This window comes from Paenibacillus sp. XP01, from assembly GCF_057364885.1.
Window position 1 is genome coordinate 4376241 of record NZ_CP139481.1, and the last position, 18788, is coordinate 4395028.

The following is an 18788-nucleotide window of genomic DNA, read 5'->3' on the forward strand; positions in this document are numbered from 1 at the left end:
GCCTCCTTTCACATCAAAATACGCCGCAGGAACCCGGACCGCCGGCAAAGCTTAATCCGCAGCTGCCCTGCTCGCTGAACAAATCCTCCACTTCCTCACGGTGGGCCGGCGGGATGACGAAGCGGTCGTTGTACTTCGCAATCGCGAGCAGCCGGTACATGTCTTCAACCTCCTGCGCATCCATACCCACGCTGTTCAGCAGGGACGGCTCGCTTGGTTTTCCGGTTTGCTGGTTGCGCATGTGAATGCGCATGACGGCCATTTTGCGCAATACGGCGCGGATGCGGGTCGTATCTCCGGCGGTCAGCAGGTTGGCCAGGTATTCGACCGGAATGCGCATATTGTCGATCGCCGGGAAAATGTCGTTCGCCTCCAGCGAACTGCCCTGGCCTTCGATCCGGTTCGTGATCGGGCTAAGCGGCGGAATGTACCATACCATCGGCAGTGTCCGGTATTCCGGGTGAAGCGGGAGCGCAATGCCCCAATCGACGACCATTTTATAGATCGGCGACTGCTGGGCTGCAGTGATCCAATCCTCCGGAATGCCGGAATTGCGTGCTTCCCGAATGACTTCCGGATCGTTCGGATCGAGGAAAATGCCCATCTGCGATTCGTACAGATCCTGTTCGTTATCGGCTGAAGCCGCCGCTTCCACACGATCCGCATCGTACAGCATCAGGCCGATATAACGGATGCGGCCGACGCATGTTTCCGAACAGATCGTCGGCAATCCGGCTTCGATCCGCGGGAAACAGAGCGTGCATTTCTCGGCTTTGTTCGTTTGCCAGTTGAAGTACACCTTTTTGTACGGACAGCTGGAGACGCAGAAACGCCATGCCCGGCAGGCATTCTGATCCACGAGCACGATGCCGTCTTCCTCCCGTTTGTACATCGCGCCCGATGGGCAGGAAGAGACGCAGGCCGGGTTCAGGCAGTGCTCGCAGATGCGGGGCAGGTACATCATGAATACCTGCTCGAAGTCCATTTTGATCGAATCTTCAATGCCTTTCATATTCGGATCTTCCAGCCCGGTAACATGGGCGCCCGCCAGGTCGTCTTCCCAGTTGGGACCCCATTCGAGCTCCATGTATTTGCCCGTAATCTGGGATTTCGGTCTCGCGACGGGCTGATGTTTTTTCTCCGGACTGTTCGTCAATTTCTCGTATTCGTAGTTCCACGGCTCGTAATAATCATCGATGGTCGGCTGGTCGGGATTGTGGAAAATGTTAAGCAGCCGTTTGGCGCGAGCGCCGGACTTCAGCTCCAGCTTGCCGTTTTTCATTTCCCAACCGCCGTTGTAACGTTCCTGATCCTCCCATTGCTTCGGATAACCGATGCCCGGTTTCGTTTCGACGTTATTCCAGTACATATACTCGGCGCCCGGCCGGTTCGTCCACGTGTTTTTGCACGTTACGCTGCATGTGTGGCAACCGATGCATTTATCCAGGTTCATGACCATGCTGACTTGTGCTTTAATCTTCAAGCCAATCCACCTCCTGCAGTTTTCTGATGATGACGTTCAGGTCACGCTGATTTCCTGTCGGGCCGTAGTAGTTGAATCCATAGCTCAACTGGGCATAACCGCCGATCATGTGCGTCGGTTTCACGTGAATGCGGGTCGGACTGTTGTGCGTGCCTCCGCGCGTTTGCGAAATTTTGGTACCCGGCACATTGATGTGGCGGTCCTGGGCATGGTACATGAAGGCCACCCCGCGCGGAATCCGGTGCGTGACGACGGCACGCGCCACAACGACCCCGTTGCGGTTGAAGCATTCGATCCAGTCATTATCGGCGAGGCCGGCTTCGGCAGCATCCTCATGGTTCATCCAGATCGTGGGCCCGCCCCGGAACAACGTCAACATCGGTTGGGCATCGTAGTACATGCTGTGGATCGACCACTTGTTATGCGGCGTCATATAGTTGAGCACGATTTCTTTGCCGCCTTCGACCGGACGTTTGCTGTTCGGATGAAACGGCGTATGCTTCAGGATCGGCTTGAACGTGGCCAGCGTCTCCCCGAACTCGCGCAGCATCGCATGATCGATGTAAAATTGCTGTCTGCCCGTGAGCGTCCGCCACGGAATGAGTCTTTCCACGTTCGTCGTGAACGGGGAGTAACGGCGGCCGCCTTTTTCCGAACCGCTGAAGGCCGGCGACGTAATGACCGTCTTCGGTTTCGACGTGATTTCGTCGAACGTGAAGCATTCCTCGGAGCGTTCCTCGGCCAAGTCCTTCAGGTGCAGCGCCGTTTTCTTCTCCAGCGATTCCCAGGCGCGCACGGCCATTTTGCCGTTCGTGGTGGTGGAGAGCGTCAGAATGGCTTCGGCTACGTTCCGGTCCGTACTGAGGTCCGGACAGCCTTTGCCGATGCCGTCTTTGCGCTGTTTGCCCAATACGCTCTTGAGTTTCTCGTACTCCTCGGCTGCCGTCCAAGAGATTCCCTTCGTGCCGATCGGTTTGTCTTTTACGTTTGGCCCCAGGCTGATCATTTTGTCGTAAACGGCGGCGTAGTCCCGCTCCACCACATGGATGTGCGGCATCGTGCGTCCGGGAATCGCCTCGCATTCGCCGGCGCTCCAGTCGCGAATCTGCCCGTAAGGCTGGGCCAATTCATCCGGGGAATCGTGCAGGAGCGGCGTCGCTACGATCTCCTGCTGAGGTCCGTCGAACTGCTGTTCCGCCATGCCGGAAAAGACGCGCGCGATTTCCTTGAACGTGTCCCAGTCCGAACGGGATTCCCACTGCGTGGCGACCGCCGGATTGAACGGATGCACGAACGGGTGCATGTCGGTGCTGCTGAGATCGCTTTTTTCGTACCAGGTCGCGGCAGGCAGCACGATATCGGAATACATTGCTGTACCTGCCATGCGGAAGTCCATGTTAACCATCAGATCCAGCTTGCCTTCGGCCGCTTCATCAGCCCACTCGACATGTTCGGGACGCAAACCGTGATCGTCATCGTTAAGCAGGCCGTTCGTTGCGCCGAGCAAATGCTTGAGGAAATATTCATGCCCTTTGCCCGAGCTGGAGATCAGATTGGCCCGCCATACAAACAAAACGCGCGGGAAGTTTGCCGGATCGTCCGGCGCCTCGATGGAAAACTTCAGGTTTTTGTTCTGCAGCTCGGACGCCACATATTTGCCGATCTCTTCCTTCGTCGATGCCCCTGCTTTCAGCGCATCTTGATGCAGGTCGATCGAGTTGCGGTTGAATTGCGGATACGACGGCAACCATCCGAGCCGCGCGGCCATGACGTTGTAGTCCGCCACATGTTGGAATCTCGGATTGCCTTCCAGCGCAGATGTCAATTCGCCGACCGGGGTCTCTTCATAACGCCACTGGTCTGTCGCGAAGTAGAAGAACGACGTCCCGTTCTGCAAACGGGCAGGTCCCGTCCAGTCGCGGGCAAAAGCAATCGTCTGCCAGCCTTCGGCCGGACGCAGCTTCTCCTGTCCGACATAGTGCGCCCAGCCGCCGCCGTTTACGCCTTGGCAGCCCGTCATGAGCAATAAGTTGATGATGGCGCGGTAGATGACGTCCGAGTTGTACCAGTGGTTGATGCCCGCGCCCATGATGATCATGGAGCGGCCTTTCGTGTCGACCGCATTCTGCGCAAATTCGCGGGCGATCTGCACAACCGTATCCCGGTCCACGCCCGTGATGCTCTCCTGCCATGCAGGGGTAAACGGTTGAGGTCCCTCGGCTTTATGAGCCGCTTTTCGTGCCGGCACCGCATCCGCCGAATCGGCGGAACGCGTCATTTCGCGCTCGACGCCGTACTTCGCCAACACGAGGTCGTACACCGACGTAACCATGATCCACCGGTCATCGACCCAGATCTGGCGTACGGGAACTTGCCGCTCCATGACATGTCTGCCCTGATCATCGAAGTATGGCAGCTGCAGCGTCATCACGTCGTGGTGAACGCCGAGCATCGACAGGCGCGGATCGATCGGTTCGCCGGTTTCCACCTGCTCCATCTGCAGGTTCCATGTGCCTTCTTCGCCCCAACGGAAGCCCAAGCTTCCTTTCGGAATGGCATATGTCCCGCTGTTCTCGTCATATACCAGCGTTTTCCACGCCATGTTGTTGCCTTCCATGCCCAAATCTTCGGCCAGCAGGAAGCGGCCCGGAACGAATGCGCCGTCTTTTTCCTCAATCATGAGCAAATTCGGGAAATCCGTGTACTGCTTCGCATACTGCATGAAATAATCCGTCGGGCGATCGACGTAAAACTCCTTCAGGATGACATGCCCCATCGCCATCGCGAGCGCGCCGTCCGTGCCCTGTTTCACCGACATCCAGGTGTCCGCGAATTTCACGTATTCGGCATAATCGGGGCTGATCGATACCACTTTGGTCCCGCGATATCTGGCTTCGGCCAGGAAGTGGGCATCCGGCGTGCGCGTCATCGGCAGATTGGAGCCCCATACGAGAATGTATCCCGAGTTATACCAGTCGCTGCTCTCCGGCACGTCCGTCTGGTCTCCCCAGATTTGGGGCGAAGCCGGCGGCAGATCCGCATACCAATCGTAAAAGCTGAGCAGCGGCGAACCGATCAGGGACAGAAAACGCGAACCAGCGGCATAACTGACCATCGACATCGCCGGGATCGGCGAGAACCCGATAATCCGGTCAGGTCCGTACTGCTTGATCGTATGGATCATCGATGCCGCAATGATTTGCGTCGCCTCCTCCCAGGAAGCCCGCACCAGCCCGCCTTTTCCGCGAACCGCCTTGTAGGCTTTCACTTTGGCAGGATCATCCGCGATGCTGGACCATGCTTTGACCGGATCGCCATGCGCCTTGAGCGCGTCACGCCACAGCTCCAGAAGTTTGCCGCGAACGTAAGGATATTTGACGCGTAATGGGCTGTACAAATACCAGGAAAAGCTTGCGCCCCGTGGACAGCCGCGCGGTTCGAATTCGGGCATATCCGGCCCTGTCGACGGATAGTCGGTCGCCTGCGTCTCCCAGGTCACGATGCCGTCCTTAACGTAAATCTGCCAGCTGCAGGAGCCCGTACAGTTGACTCCGTGCGTGGAACGAACCACCTTGTCGTGCTGCCAGCGCCGGCGGTATACGTCCTCCCAGTCCCGGCTGGCCGGGGACATCTCGCTCCAGCCTTCCTCGTTTTTTTCGCGTTTGACAAAATATTTGAGTTTGCCCATCCACGGCATCTTTTTGCTGCTCATCGTTGTCCTCCCACAAATGTGACATTTTGTTGCGAATAAGAAGCCTTGTTCATGTTCAACCTCCGATTTGAGACATGCGGCGATGCGTCGGAACCCCGCCGATGTCCTGGTCGTTCAATGCCTGCGCCATGGCATGCGTTTCGGGTTTGGAACCGAGCGCTTTGAAAAAGAGCTCTTGCACGGCTTTGTCGTCCCCCGCGAGCGGACGGACGTTGAATTCGTCCGACCAGTACAAGCACGGCTTGATGTTGCCGTCTGCCGTCAACCTGAGCCGATTGCAGCTGCCGCAGAAATGGCTGCTGACCGGATGGATCAGCCCAAAACTGCCCGCCGCTCCTTTGATGCGGTAGCTGTCGGCGGGCCCGCTCCCGTAAACTGCGGCATCCTGCTCATAACTCCATGACTGCCCGCAAGTTTCGAGCACCTTTTCGAGCGGCAAATAACCGGCTTTCCAGCCCGAAACGCTCCCGCCGATCGGCATGTACTCGATAAAACGCACCTGGATCGGCTGATCCAGCGTCATGCGCAGAAAGTCGCTGATTTCGTCATCATTGACACCCTTCATCAGCACCACATTGAGTTTGACGGGATGAAAACCCGCCGCCCGGCCTGCCTTGAGGCCGTCGAGAACGCGCTGCAGTTTGCCGCCCCGCGTAATCAGGGCAAAACGGTCGGGCTTGAGCGAATCCAGGCTGATATTGACGCGGGTTAATCCCGCGGCCCGCAAACGCTCCGCACAAGATGCCAGATACATGCCATTCGTCGTCAAGGAAATATCCTCTATTCCCGGTATGTTCGCTAACATCGAAATAAGCCGGTCCAAATGTTTCCGCACCAGCGGTTCCCCCCCCGTGAGCCGCAGCTTGCGAACCCCCAGAGGAGCGAGGGCCTTTACGACGGACGTGATCTCTTCATAAGTCATGATGCGTTCGCCGGGTTCGAACTGCATGCCTTCTTCAGGCATGCAGTACACGCACCTGAGGTTGCAGCGGTCCGTTACCGAAATCCGCAAATAGTCGTGCACTCGCCCGAACGGGTCCACCAGTCTGCTTTCCATACGCATCGTCCCCCTTCTGGTCGGCATGTTCCGGCTTGTTCTCGGATCAAGGATCATGCGAATCCTCCCATCACCTGTCATCTAGACGCTAAATATAAGGATGGTTTGACATGCAAACTGTGAAAAAAGTCACCACGCCTGATAACTAGCGCACACGCCAACTGCCGTTTTTCCTTGGCCCATCCTGCTTAGACCCGATTTTTGCATAAATAAGGCAAGATTATGACAATGCCTCAGGTGTGAGCATGCTCACACAGACGCCTTTACGGCTTTTCTATAATGATCGTGCAGCACAAAAAAACGATATCCGCTTGGAGGAATGTTCCATGAAGCCATATGCAGCAACCGTTAACGCGACCGAGTATCCACCGCATCTGAAACATAAAGTCATCTTCGAAACGTTCGAAAACCTGCAGCCACAGGAAGCCATGCTGCTCATTAACGACCACGATCCGGTGCCGCTTCGCTTTCAGTTCCAATCCGTTCATCCGGACCAATTCGAGTGGGAGTACATTGAGCAAGGTCCTGCCACGTTCCAGGTCAAAATCAGCAAATTATAGATCGGAGCTGATCCGTCATGGCGCAAGTCGACATCATCGACGACCAAACGCTGCGCATCACCCTCGGCCTGGACGACGCCGTAACCATGGTTCAACTGGCCGGGCGCGAGCAAGCCAAATATGCGGAAGATATCATCACCATTTATGAAAAAATGCCCAGCTTCGCCTTCACCCATTTTTGCTTTTACGCATACGACAGCGCGTCGTTATTCGAACACATGCTCGGGATGGATCCCAAACAATATATGTCCTTCTCGCTGGATGCGCCGGACTCGTTCTTCCATGCGCTTTACGGCGGCATGGCTGCATTGTACGAATCGGCAAAAGAACTGGCTGGCCCGGAACCGGGCCGTGAAAAAGGAAGGGATGCGAATGACCATGTCCCACGCTGAACATCCGATCGTGGAGCTGGACGTCCGGCCCCACCTTAGCAAGAAGCTGGAACCGTTCCAGTTGATTATGGATACCGTCAAAGGGCTGCATCCCCAAGATGTGTTCGTACTGCACGCGCCTTTCAAACCGACGCCGCTGCTCGGCATTCTCAAAATGAAGGGATACTCCAGCACGGCGGAGCGGATCAGCGCGGATCATTGGGTGACCACCTTTGTACACAAAAAAAACAAGACTTGGCCCAAAGGGCAGTCAGGCGTATCGGCGGTCGAGTCCCGCACCGAAGCCCACGACGAGCTTTCGGCTTGTGCCGGGAAACCGGATCTGCCGGATATGGCCGCGGACGCAGATTTCCACGCTTCCCCGGCTGCCAACCGGAATTCCGTTGATGAGCCGGTCGCTGCCCAAGCGGAAGCCAAGGCCATTACGCTCGATAACCGCGGGCTGGAGCCGCCGCAGCCGATGATGCGCACGCTTGCAGCGCTTGATCGCTGCCGACCCGGGGAAGTTGTGCTGATCCACAACGACCGCGTTCCCGTTTTCCTGATCGAGGAATTGAACCGGCTCGGCTGCAGCTACACGGTGGAAGAACAGGAAGACGGCACAGCCAAAGTGAGCATCGTGAAAGGGTAAGGAGGGAGTCGCCATGTCCAGGCTGCCGTTTTTCTTTATCCTGACGGGCATCCTCGGTTTTTTCGCTTATCATTTGTTTTCCCTGCTATCGCTGACAGGCTGGCTTGGCGAGGATCTAAGAGGTCCTGAAGGCTGGTTCCATGCCCACCTTTTCGTGCTTGGATGGGCATCCATGCTCGCTATGGGGGCGGTGTACCAGTTGATTCACGTCATTTTGCAATCTGACATCTATAGTCTGAAGCTGGGCTACGTCCACTACTTTACGTTCCTGATCGGGCTGGCCGGCATGCTGTACGGATTCATCCAGGGCGATGTACGTTGGATTGCCGGATCGGCAACGCTGGCTTTGATCGGCATACTGATATTCGCATGGAACATGGGCGTCACCCTGTTCAAAGCCTCCCACTGGAATACGGTCACCGTCAGTGCCGCCTTGGCCTGCCTATATCTTGTCCTGACCGGCTTGTCGGGCATGCTCATGGGTTTGAACTTTGCCTTCGGCCAGTGGAACGGGCTGCATGAACGATTGTTTGGCGCACATATCTGGATGGGCACGCTCGGCTGGTTCGGCATGCTGATCACGGGATTCAGCTACAAAATGCTGCCGATGTTCTACCTGTCCCACCATTATCCGGCCCGATTGCAGCATGCCGTTCTCTATCTCTGGAACGCCGCTGTCATTCTGGGCGCGGCAGCATTTCTGACCGGCATCCAGGGCCTCATGCTCTGGTGTGCGCTCCTGCTGCTCGCGGCTGCGCTTGTCTGTTATGCCTATCATCTGGAACAAATCCAGGACAAGCGAAACAAGAACAATCCGGGGCCCGGTATTCGTTGGTCGGTATATGTCACCAGAGCTGCTGCCGCTTTTGCCCTGGCACTGCTCATATACGCTGCCCAAGATCCGGATCTATTGCTGGATTCCAGGGTTGTGCTGCTGGCAGGGTGGATATATCTCGGAGGCTGGGTATCGCTGACGATTCTCGGTTATGCTTCCAAAATCGTACCTTTCCTTTGGTGGACGCATAAATACGGCAAGCAGGCAGGCCGTCCCGGCGTTCCGCTGATGGCTGGCATGCTGAGCGAGAACATGGTATGGCGGGGCATGATGGCAATGGCTGCTGCGAGCATGCTGCTCGTAAGCGGCATCCTGCTGGATTTGGCGGAGGTCATGATGGTTGGCGGCACCCTGCTGTCCCTCATTTCCATCGCGTACATGGTCAACATTGCGTTGGTTTTCAAACGATAGAACAATGGAGTGTGAGAGAGATGGAACAGACACCGAATCTGCTGGAAAGTCTGAAAGAAGTCTACGACCCCGAGCTCGGGGTCAACATCGTTGACCTGGGTTTGGTATACGAGGTGAAGGAAGAGGCGGAGCGGGTATATGTCCGCATGACGCTGACGACGCCCGGATGCCCTTTGCATGACACGATCGTTGGCGCCGTTCGTTGGGTATTGCAGCAGAAAACCGGTAAGGATGCGATCGAGGTGGAGCTTGTCTGGGAACCGCAATGGACCCCGCAGCTGATGTCGGATAACGCCAAGGAAATGCTGGGATACTTCTAATTCGTTCACAGGGAGGAATTTCAATGCTTATTCAATCCTTATTTGAGGTCAAAGCATTCGACGATGAACGCTTTACGAAACGTGTCTTGTTCAAACAAGGCGACGGTGTGACGTTTGCGCTTCATTTTCGGCCGGGACAACAGCTTCCCGCGCATAAACATCCAGGCACGGACGTGATTCTGCTCGTCGTCGAAGGTTCCGGCACGCTGCTTCTGGACGGAGAGGAACATGCCGTGGAGCAGGAAGATGTCATCTGCTGCAGCGGCGACACGGAGTTTGCTTTCCATAATACCGGCAACACCGAAGCACGACTGTTTGTTGTGCTGAACAAAGTGCCGGGCGCTTCTTATGCACAGAACGTCTAATTGCGCGCGGCATATCGCACTTGAAGTTTCGCTGCTGCACCATCGGCGTTTGCTTGGAACACTTCGAAACGGTTCCGGACATATCAAAGGCAGTTGATCGCACCCGATCAACTGCCTTCTTCATACACAACGATTCATCAAGTTATATCAAAGTGAACCGGTTTCCTGAGCTTGCACTTGATCATTGGACGAGAGTTCCATCATCCGTTCAAGCAGCACAGCAGCCTCTGCCCGAGTGACCGTCCGTAAAGGCTGCAGCCTGTTCGACGGATCGCCAGCCAGGAGATTTGTTTCGGTGAGCTGCCGGACCGCACTCTGTGCCCACGCCGAGATGGATGCCTGATCCGAGTAAGGCAGATGTGCACCTGTCTCTTTTACGGGATATCCCATAGACTCAAGTGTTCTGGCCAACATAACGAACAGTTCCTGGCGGGATACACCGGCTTCCGGACGAAACGTCCCGTCCGCATAACCATGAATCCAGCCCTCTGCATACGCAGCCTGCACGTCGCTGGAATACCATTGACCCGAAGCATCGCCGAATGGTTCGGACGTTCCTTGCTTGCTGGATCCACACATCCGGACCAACATGCTCGCGATCTCGGCTCGCGTTACAGCACGTCCCGGCTCGTACTTTCCTTGGCCTGTGCCTTGGACGATCAATCGGGTCGCCAGCCGTTCGGCAGCGCTCTCGGCCCAATGCCCGGACATGTCCGTAAATGAGGAGCGGACTTCGAGCACCGCATATAACCGACCCGGGTTGATGTGAAACTCCAATGCATCGTCGCTTGCTTGCGAAGGTACATAGCCGAGTTTCCCGGTAATCGGATCCAGCGTGGCTGCAGTTGTTTGCTTGTCCCCCTGGACCATGGCCCTGCCGATACGGAACTTGATCGAATGATCGGTAGAAACCATCGGCGCCGCATTACCTTCTCGATCCAGAGTTTCCATCGACAGAACAAACGGTTTCATCCTGAGATTTGCCCCGAGTCTGCCGGCTATGTTCTCCACATTGGATTGGACCTCACTCTCCGCTTCTCGCAGGGATATGCGAATCTGTTCTTGAGAATCGGACAAATCTTGATCTCCGATCTGGCCCAAGGGTAGAACGATGGTTCCAAGAGGTGTCTTCCATTCCACAATCAAATCGTCGTTGATCATCCTTAACTGATTCAGGACGGCTTGGGACGTCAAGAGGCTCCATTGGCGGCTGCCTTCCTCGGTATCGATCACAATGCGTCCGGACGAAAGCTCCTCCGAACTCAACCGAACAAGCTCACGCTTGGTTTCGTCGAATTGGATCTCAAACTCGAGCATCTGTTCCGGATCATGGTTGGTCTCGATCGAACCGGACGGCGGGGACGTCGGTAAAGTCACGCTTCCCGCTCCGTTCTCTCCACTTCCCGTTCCAGGCTGGGGAGGAACGGTTGCAGCCGAAACTTTAACATCGGCGGATGCGCTCAACCCTTCGAACTCCGCGTTTAATCCCGTGGTTCCCGCCCTGATCCCGAGCAATCGGCCCGAGGCGTCTATGGCGGCAATGCTGTCGTCTTGCATGGCATATGCCGCTTCCGCAGTCACGTCTTTCGTCGTTCCGTCCGAATATTCGGCAACGATGTTAACCTGGGCACGCTTGCCTTCCTCTACCGAATAACTCGGTTCGGCGAACTCCAACCGGGTCGGCACTGCAAACACCGTAACGGGCACGCTTGCCGTCAGAGGACCGGATTCGCCTGCGTATACCGCCTGAAGCACGGTTTGTCCCGTTCGAAGACCGGTGATATACCAGTCCCCATCATCGGCTTGAGACACCTGTATGATGCCGTCCTCATACTGAAAATCAACATCGTCCGTGCGGTCCGATGCCTGATCTTCATAGGTGACCTCTACGACCGTACGAACAGATTCCCCCAACGGTATTCGATAGGACGAAGGCGAGAACCAAATTCCATCCGTAAAAGCAACCTGTGCTTTGCCCGAAACAGGCTCACCGTCGATCCAGGCCTGAATGTCAGCGATCCCCGCTTCCGTTGAACGAAGTTCCGCCGTGTATGTCCCAGGACGGACATAGGTTACTTCGGTGACGGTTCCAAGCGTAGATTCGAGCCGGACTTCGCCGGCGGCAGCATTCCCGTATGCATCCCGTACGCTAAGTTCGAGCGACGCATGCTCCGATCCATTGGCCGGCACAGCCGGCCGGTCCACCGTCAGAGTAGACGCGAGTGCGGACGGGACGTCCGGAAGCCATTCTACTTGGAGCCTGGAATCAAGCAGGATACCATCGATCGTTGCCGTAATGGCAGCGATTCCGGCACGGGTCGACGTTAACTCGGCAGTGTATTTGCCTCCCCCTGCATATTCCGGCGCCGAAAGGCTGCCTAACGAGCTGTAAAGCTGCACGTCGGGCAGAACGGCTTCATCCGTTAACGCATTGCCTGAGGCATCCGTCAACTGCAGCGTAATCTTTGCGGACTGGATACCGTTTGCGGTCGAACGTTCGGTATCAGTAACCATAGACGAGGTTGAAGGCGAAGCTTCACCAGGCAAGAACTGCACTTCTGCTTCCGTGGGCAGCATCGCTCCATCGATCATGGCCGTGATCGTTGCTTTACCGGCCTGGCTCGATTGGATTTGGGCCGTATATCGGCCTTGCCCGGCATAAACAGGCGCGGTAAGACTGCCTAGCGTGGCAGCCAATTGCAGACGACCCGCACCCTCATCGGTGATCAATTCGTTGCCATAGGCGTCCTTCAACAGCACCGTCACTTCCGCACTGCTTCCCGGATCCGTCGAGAGGACGCTGCGGTCCACCGTCAACGTAGATTGATCTGCTGCAGGAGGACCCGGAAGAAATTGTACGGCAGCGGCGTTCACCATAGGGACACCATTTAAAACGCCGGTGACTTCAGCAGTTCCGGCCGTCGTGTCTGATGTCAATATCGCCGTATATGTGCCGTCCTGCATATCCAATACCGAACTCAAGGTGCCTGCCGTGGTCCGAAGATCCACTTGTTCTCCGCCCGTTGTAAGCAGGTTTCCGAATTCGTCCTTCAGCTGCAACAGAATCGATGTCGAACTCACGCCGTTGGCTGTGATTTGAGCGCTTTCGGCCATCAGGTCGGAGGTCTTGTCCGAAGCTGTGCCAGGCACGAACTCGACATGGACCGAATGATCCAGAATCTGACCGCTCACGGAAGCCGTGATCGTCGACGTACCTGTGAAAGTGCTCGAGGTCAGGACCGCACTATAGATGCCGTTCCCCTGATCTTCCACCTGTGTCAAGGTTCCTGCTGAAGCAGAAATCTCTACCTGCTCCCCGCCAGGGGTAACGGGATTGCCGTAAGCGTCCTTCAAATGTACCGTAATCGTAGTCTCGCTAACGCCGTTCGCCGTTAAGAAGGAATCACTCGCTTCAACGGAGGAGGCCGCAGCGGATACATTCCCCGGTTCAATACGGATCGTTAGAGTCTCGGGAAGTCGTGAACCGTTTACCGTGACGGATAATTCGGCGTTCCCTATGCTCGTCGGAGCGGTAAAGGCAGCCGTATATGTACCGTTCCCTTGATCCGTCACGTTGCCGACTTGTCCCTTGTCCGCGCTAATGGCCACCTTGTCTCCGCCGCTTGTAAGGCGATTCCCGTAAGCATCGAACAGCTGGACGGTCAACTTGGCTTCGCCTGTTCCGGCGGTTACCTGCTGACGGTCAGCGATAAAGGTAGAGCCCGCGGCAGAAGCTGGACCCGGAGAAAATTCAACAAAAGCCTGTTGAGTCACCGCAGCACCGTTCAATTTCGCGGAAACAGCAGCCGTGCCGACTTTGATCTCACTTTTAAGCGTCGCTGTGTAGCTGCCGTCGCCAAGATCGGTGACTTTGGACAGGACGCCTGCCGTTGTATTCATGGTCACTTGTCCGGCGGAAGCCATCCAATCGTTGCCGTAATCATCCCGGATTTGCAGCTTGATCTGGGTAAGGCTTGTCCCGTCGGCAACAAGGATGGGTTGCTCAGGGATAAGCGTCGATTTCGAGAGGGATGCCGCACCGGGCTCAACCATGACTTCGGCTTGATCTTTTAAGGGAGTCCCATTTAGTTCGGCACGGATCGTTGCTTTGCCCGAAACCGTACCCGCCTGCAGCGTAGCTGTAAAGGTTCCATTGTTCAACTCGCTCACCTTACCGAAACTTCCCAAAGTCGACTTCAATTTGACGGTGTTTCCGCCTGATGCAATAGGGTTCCCGTAAGCATCAAATAACCGGAGGGTAACTAATGTGCTGCCCGTTCCGACTGGAATCGTATTTGCCGATGCGCTGATGGTCGATTTGTCTGCCGAAGCCGGACCGGCCAGAAATTGAACCGTTGCCGTTTGCCGGATCGGGACTCCGTCTACCGATGCGGAAACCGTGGCAGAACCGACGGTTGTCGGCGAGGTTAGTATCGCGGTATACGTGCCGTTGGCGTTATTCCGCACCGTTCCGAGCGTCCCGGAAGTCGCGGAGAGCTTCACGGCATGGCCTCCGGAAGTCAACGAATTGCCGTTTGCATCCTTCAGTTGTACCGTAATCGTGGATGCGCTGCTCCCGTCCGCCATGATGGACGAAGGGCTTGACGACACGGTCGATTTCTCGGCCGAAGGTGGCAGGGGCACCAGCGTGATCGTTGTCGTTGCGGTCATGGGATAGCCATTCAGCGTACCGCTGATGACAGCATTCCCGGTCGTTGTTGATGCCGTAAATTCGGCGGAATAGGTGCCGTCTCCATGATCGGTGACGGGTCCAAGCTCGCCGAGGGTAGCCTGAAGCTGCAGCCTGCCCTCACTTTTTCCGATCGGCAGTTTACTGCCTTCGAGCAAAGTAACGGTGATTAAAGCTTTGCTTTCGCCATCCGCAGTAAGCCGGTTCTGGTTCGACGTCATTCGCAAGGTAGCGGGGTATACCTGTATGGGACTGGTATAATAGATATATGTCGCTTCATTGGAAATACCAAGCTCGCCTTTCGAAGTCCATCCACCGCCCCATATGGTTCCGTCTCTTTTGGTGACGAGCACATGAGTGTCTCCAGCCGCGATGTCGGACGCATCGTTAATCAAACGCGTGGCCACTTTCAGACTTCGATTTTGCATGCCCCACCACCATGCGGAGCCGTCTTTCTTGAGAACCACGGTGACCCGGCCTCCGCCTGCCAGCTCTGCCACGTCGGTTAACGGGACAGAACCGGTTTGCAGTACCTGCAAGGCCTTGGTGCTGCTTGTCACTCCATCCCCGATGCCCAGGTTATAATTTTCATTATATCCCCATCCCCATACCGTACCGTCGGATTTCAAAGCCAGTCCGCCCAAACGATGGCCCGTAATGCCGACGACATCGGCCAAGGGCTGATCGGACGCATCGATGACTTGGACCGGGTATGCGGAATCATTGGTGGAACCGTTACCCAAGGCACTAAAACCACCGTATCCCCATGCCCATACCGTCCCGTCGTTTTTCAGGACCATCGAATGATAATCTCCGACGCCTACGGCCTTGACATTTGTAAGATAGGAGCTGCTGGACTGTTTTAATTGTACGGCTCGCGGCATTTGATAATCGTTGTAATCCGTTAATACATTCGAAGAATTGGAACCCCATCCCCATACAGAGCCGTCTTCCTTTAGCGCCAGCACATGATAGTAACCTGCGGCAATGCTTTGCACCCCTTGGATCGGGGTTCCGTTGGACTGCATCACCTGCACCGCCCGGTATTGGTCAACCGTCGCTCCATTCCCAAGAGCTCCGCTGCTTCCCCTGCCCCACGCCCAGACGGTTCCATCTTCCATTAAAGCCAGTGAATAATAACCGCCCCCTGCCACCTCTTTGGCTCCCGTTAAGGGGGTTCCGTCGAATTTGATGACTTGGACCGGACGAAACGAATTTTGTGTCGTGCCGTCGCCCAACTCACCCGCGCTGTTATCTCCGAACGTCCAGACGGTACCGTCTTCGGCGATAAACAGCGAATGCAGGTATCCTCCCCCGGCGGTTTTGATGGAGGTCGACAGACCGGAGGCCGCCTCGGCAGGCCGGATTGCAATCTGCGGCATCGCCAGCGCGAAAACGATCAGGACCAAGACGATTTTACGTAATAAGTGCAAATAAACCTTCCCCTTTGTGTTGATGGATGCCATTCTCGCAAGAATAAAAGACCGGCCCGCGAACCGGGCCTTTATTCCTATCGACATCCTATCAAAGCCTGCCGTGGCCTACAATTAACTAAAGTTAACTCCCGGGATTTTAAGCAGGGGAAGCGGCCGCAAACCGGAAGAAGCTCCACTCGTGCTGCGGCTGTGCGGAACTTCTATTTGTAATCTGATACCTATCCTGGATAAGGCGGGTAAGCGAGAGGTACCGGAGTGGTTACCAGAACAGCCTGCGTCCGGGTGCGCACGCCAAGCTTGTTGTAGATTCGGTTCAGGTACACCTTGACCGTGCCCGGCGAAAGCCCCATCTGATCCGCGATCTCGCGATTCATGCAACCCAGATGAAGCAGTTTGACCATCTCGATTTCTTTGGCGGTCAGTTCATAACCGTCGATGTCAAGCTGCGCCTCTGCTGCTTCGCCATTCCCTTCCGCTTTCAGGACGGACAACAGCTCGGCGGCGTAGGATTTCAACGCAGGTTGGTTATCGAATGCCGAATGGACCATCATTTCTTCCAATAACCGTTGCATCCAGCCTCCTTCGTCCACGAAAGTACGGGTATAACGAAATGGCATCACACGTTGAAGGGCAGTAGAGATTCGTTCTGCCGCTTGTTTTCTTTTGCCTTGAACCAGATCCCCCCAAGCTTGCAGGACTGACGACGAGACAGCCACGTTGGCCATGCCGGATTCCTCTGCCAGCAGGGAGAGCTGCATCAGCAGCCTCTGCCCTTCATCCGCCCTGCCCTGGGCAATCAGCAGCCTTGCAAGAACAAGGGTCTCTTGAATCGACCCTAAATGTACCCGATGATCCGGGGAAAGGTGTATCTCCTTGAAACGCATTTCAGCCTGATCCACGGCCCCTTCTGCGAGGTCCATCTCGGCAAGAAACGTTATCAACGACCGATGCCAAGGCATGTCGGATACGCGATCCATTCGCTGAAGCGTCTGTTCGACGATCACTCTGGCACCTGCACGGTCTCCCGACGCCACACTTAACCGGGCCATCATCAAACGGACGGGAACGAACAATCCCGGAACCTTCAAATAACGCCCCTTTGCCGTAATTCGGTCCAACAGCGTTCTGCATCGATCCAGATCATTCCACTCGTAGTATCCCTCGACCAATGACTGCATGACATATTGGCACATCAGCGATTCTTCCCATCCATTCTGTTTCAGGATCGTTGTTATCCTTTGCCCCAGCTCTGCCGTCGTTTCTGTCAAGACGCCCCCGAGGCCAAAGGTAGTATAGCGGACGAAGGGCTGGTTGAAGTTATAATTAAAATCGAAAAAAACCGGGTCCTGCGGAAGCCGAAGCTGAAAAGATTCGGCAAACCGAAACCATTCCTGGAATTGGCCAGAATGAAACGCCGCATTTCCTTTGACGAAAAACAGTCCGCTCAAGAGCTCCAACTGTTCCGGCTGCAAAGGTGTTCCGAACAATTCATTTTCCATCGTTTCCATCATCGTACGCGCATCCTCGTGCTTGCCCAGCACCGAGCTTACGAAAACACGGACCAGCCTGATCCGGTCTGACACCGGAAACTTTGCCGGGAAGCGCGCAAGCCAATCATGGAGCAGGGAAAATTCCCCCCGCTGAACGAATCCATGAAGATGCTCCTCCAGGATTGCGGAGGCTGCATCATAAGCTTTGCCTGCAAAAGCAAATTCCACCGCTTCTTCATGCCAGCCCATGCGTGCATAAGCCTTGCTGGTATTCCGCTTTAATTCAAGCCAGCGCTCCGGGGAACGCTCTCTTAACCTCGTTTCGTAAAAATGGCCGACCAAATGATGATAACGAAAGTACCCTCCTTCAAGGGGGATCAGAAACAAGCCATTACTTTGCAAAAATCCCAACTTTTCTCCGCAATCCGCAAGACCGGTTACCTCCTCGCACAACATGGCATTGAATCTGGCCAAAGCGGACGTTTCCAGCAAAAAACGTTGGACCTGTTCATCCAATCCGTTCCATATCTCTTCCAACAGATATTGTTCAATATATTGGTCCATATCGAGATGCCGAACCCAATCGGCCCACTCCCCGCTTGGCCGCTGCTGAAGGGAAATCAACGCCAGCTGAAGACCGGCAGCCCAGCCTTCCGTGCGCTTGATCAGCACATTCACCCATTCCTTGGGAAGTTCTCCACCCAGGATCGTTTTGCACATTTCCTGCGCCTGTTCGGCCGTAAACGCCAATTGGAGTGCATTGACTTTTCGCAGTTTGCCCTTGACGTTCCACGTCTGCCATCCCTTAAGGGGCGGTTCTGAACGTGAACCGATCAGGACGTGAATGTTCGCCGGCAAATGATGAAGCCAGTAATTCAGGGTTTCATGAATCTCTTCATTCCAGATTACATGATAATCATCAAGGACAACACAAATCGATGGTTGGATATCGTATACATCGTTAAGATACTGGTCCAGAAACGGTTTCAACGAGCGATCGGCATACTCCGCAAGCAGCGATAACAGACGGTCACTCGCGCCCGCCGTCAGGTAGGGATGCAGCATATGTACGAGGTAACGCCAAAATCTCCGCAAATCATTATCATGTTCATCCAGCGCATACCATGCGATCTGGTGATTGCCGCTGTGCGCGATCTGCGTCATCGCTGTTGTTTTCCCACTCCCGGCAGGTGCGGTGATCAAGGTGATTCCTTGAGGCAAATCTCCTGCTGAAGGTGGTTGAATCAGCTTTCGGTTTATCCAATGTTTACGGGGTTCGGGGACTTCCAATTTGTATTTCATGATGTCGGGGTTCGCTCTCAATGTGTTGCCTCCGTTCGGGATAATAAAGAACCAGAATGCAGCTTGTTGCGGTCATAACTAAATTGAAAACGAAATTCGGCTTT

The 18788-nt window shown here is 55.4% G+C and carries 11 protein-coding genes; 6 read left to right on the forward strand and 5 right to left on the reverse strand.

The features are described 5' to 3' along the window. Positions 1 to 13 precede the first annotated feature (13 nt). Genes narH through moaA form a run of 3 tightly spaced genes read right to left on the reverse strand, consistent with a single transcriptional unit; the run spans position 14 to position 6252 of the window. Entirely contained in the window at positions 14 to 1483 is a 1470-nt protein-coding gene (gene narH / locus SNR34_RS19640) for a nitrate reductase subunit beta (RefSeq protein ID WP_236411960.1), read from the reverse strand. Continuing rightward, entirely contained in the window at positions 1473 to 5195 is a 3723-nt protein-coding gene (locus tag SNR34_RS19645; RefSeq protein ID WP_486180016.1) for a nitrate reductase subunit alpha, read from the reverse strand. The genes narH and SNR34_RS19645 overlap by 11 nt, the downstream gene beginning before the upstream one ends. 55 nt (positions 5196 to 5250) lie before the next feature. Continuing rightward, a complete protein-coding gene (gene moaA / locus SNR34_RS19650) occupies positions 5251 to 6252 on the reverse strand; it encodes a GTP 3',8-cyclase MoaA (RefSeq protein WP_486180017.1) in 1002 nt (333 codons plus the stop codon). A 326-nt stretch (positions 6253 to 6578) separates the two neighbouring features. Between moaA and SNR34_RS19655 the strand changes: the two genes are divergently transcribed. The 6 genes from SNR34_RS19655 to SNR34_RS19680 are packed head-to-tail and all read left to right on the forward strand — an operon-like array spanning position 6579 to position 9766. Next, the gene (locus SNR34_RS19655; protein WP_236411958.1) at positions 6579 to 6812 is read left to right on the forward strand and encodes a DUF2249 domain-containing protein; all 234 of its coding nucleotides are present in this window, start codon (positions 6579 to 6581) and stop codon (positions 6810 to 6812) included. 17 nt (positions 6813 to 6829) lie between these two features. After that, complete coding sequence (locus SNR34_RS19660; protein WP_486180018.1) at positions 6830 to 7204, forward strand: hypothetical protein; 375 nt, start codon at positions 6830 to 6832, stop codon at positions 7202 to 7204. After that, positions 7185 to 7835, forward strand: coding sequence for a DUF2249 domain-containing protein (locus SNR34_RS19665; protein ID WP_486180019.1), 651 nt, complete (start codon positions 7185 to 7187; stop codon positions 7833 to 7835). The genes SNR34_RS19660 and SNR34_RS19665 overlap by 20 nt, the downstream gene beginning before the upstream one ends. A gap of 13 nt (positions 7836 to 7848) precedes the next feature. Continuing rightward, positions 7849 to 9081 (forward strand): hypothetical protein, encoded by a 1233-nt coding sequence (locus SNR34_RS19670; RefSeq protein WP_486180020.1) that lies wholly within the window; start codon positions 7849 to 7851, stop codon positions 9079 to 9081. 20 nt (positions 9082 to 9101) lie between these two features. Further along, a complete protein-coding gene (locus tag SNR34_RS19675) occupies positions 9102 to 9401 on the forward strand; it encodes a metal-sulfur cluster assembly factor (RefSeq protein WP_339273106.1) in 300 nt (99 codons plus the stop codon). A gap of 23 nt (positions 9402 to 9424) precedes the next feature. Beyond that, positions 9425 to 9766, forward strand: a complete 342-nt coding sequence (locus tag SNR34_RS19680; protein WP_486180021.1) for a cupin domain-containing protein — start codon at positions 9425 to 9427, stop codon at positions 9764 to 9766. Between the two features lie 147 nt (positions 9767 to 9913). Here SNR34_RS19680 and SNR34_RS19685 read toward each other — a convergent pair whose 3' ends face one another. Both SNR34_RS19685 and SNR34_RS19690 read right to left on the reverse strand, forming a co-directional pair. Further along, entirely contained in the window at positions 9914 to 15889 is a 5976-nt protein-coding gene (locus SNR34_RS19685) for an invasin domain 3-containing protein (protein WP_486180022.1), read from the reverse strand. Between the two features lie 221 nt (positions 15890 to 16110). After that, the gene (locus SNR34_RS19690; RefSeq protein WP_486180023.1) at positions 16111 to 18705 is read right to left on the reverse strand and encodes a winged helix-turn-helix domain-containing protein; all 2595 of its coding nucleotides are present in this window, start codon (positions 18703 to 18705) and stop codon (positions 16111 to 16113) included. Positions 18706 to 18788: the final 83 nt, after the last annotated feature.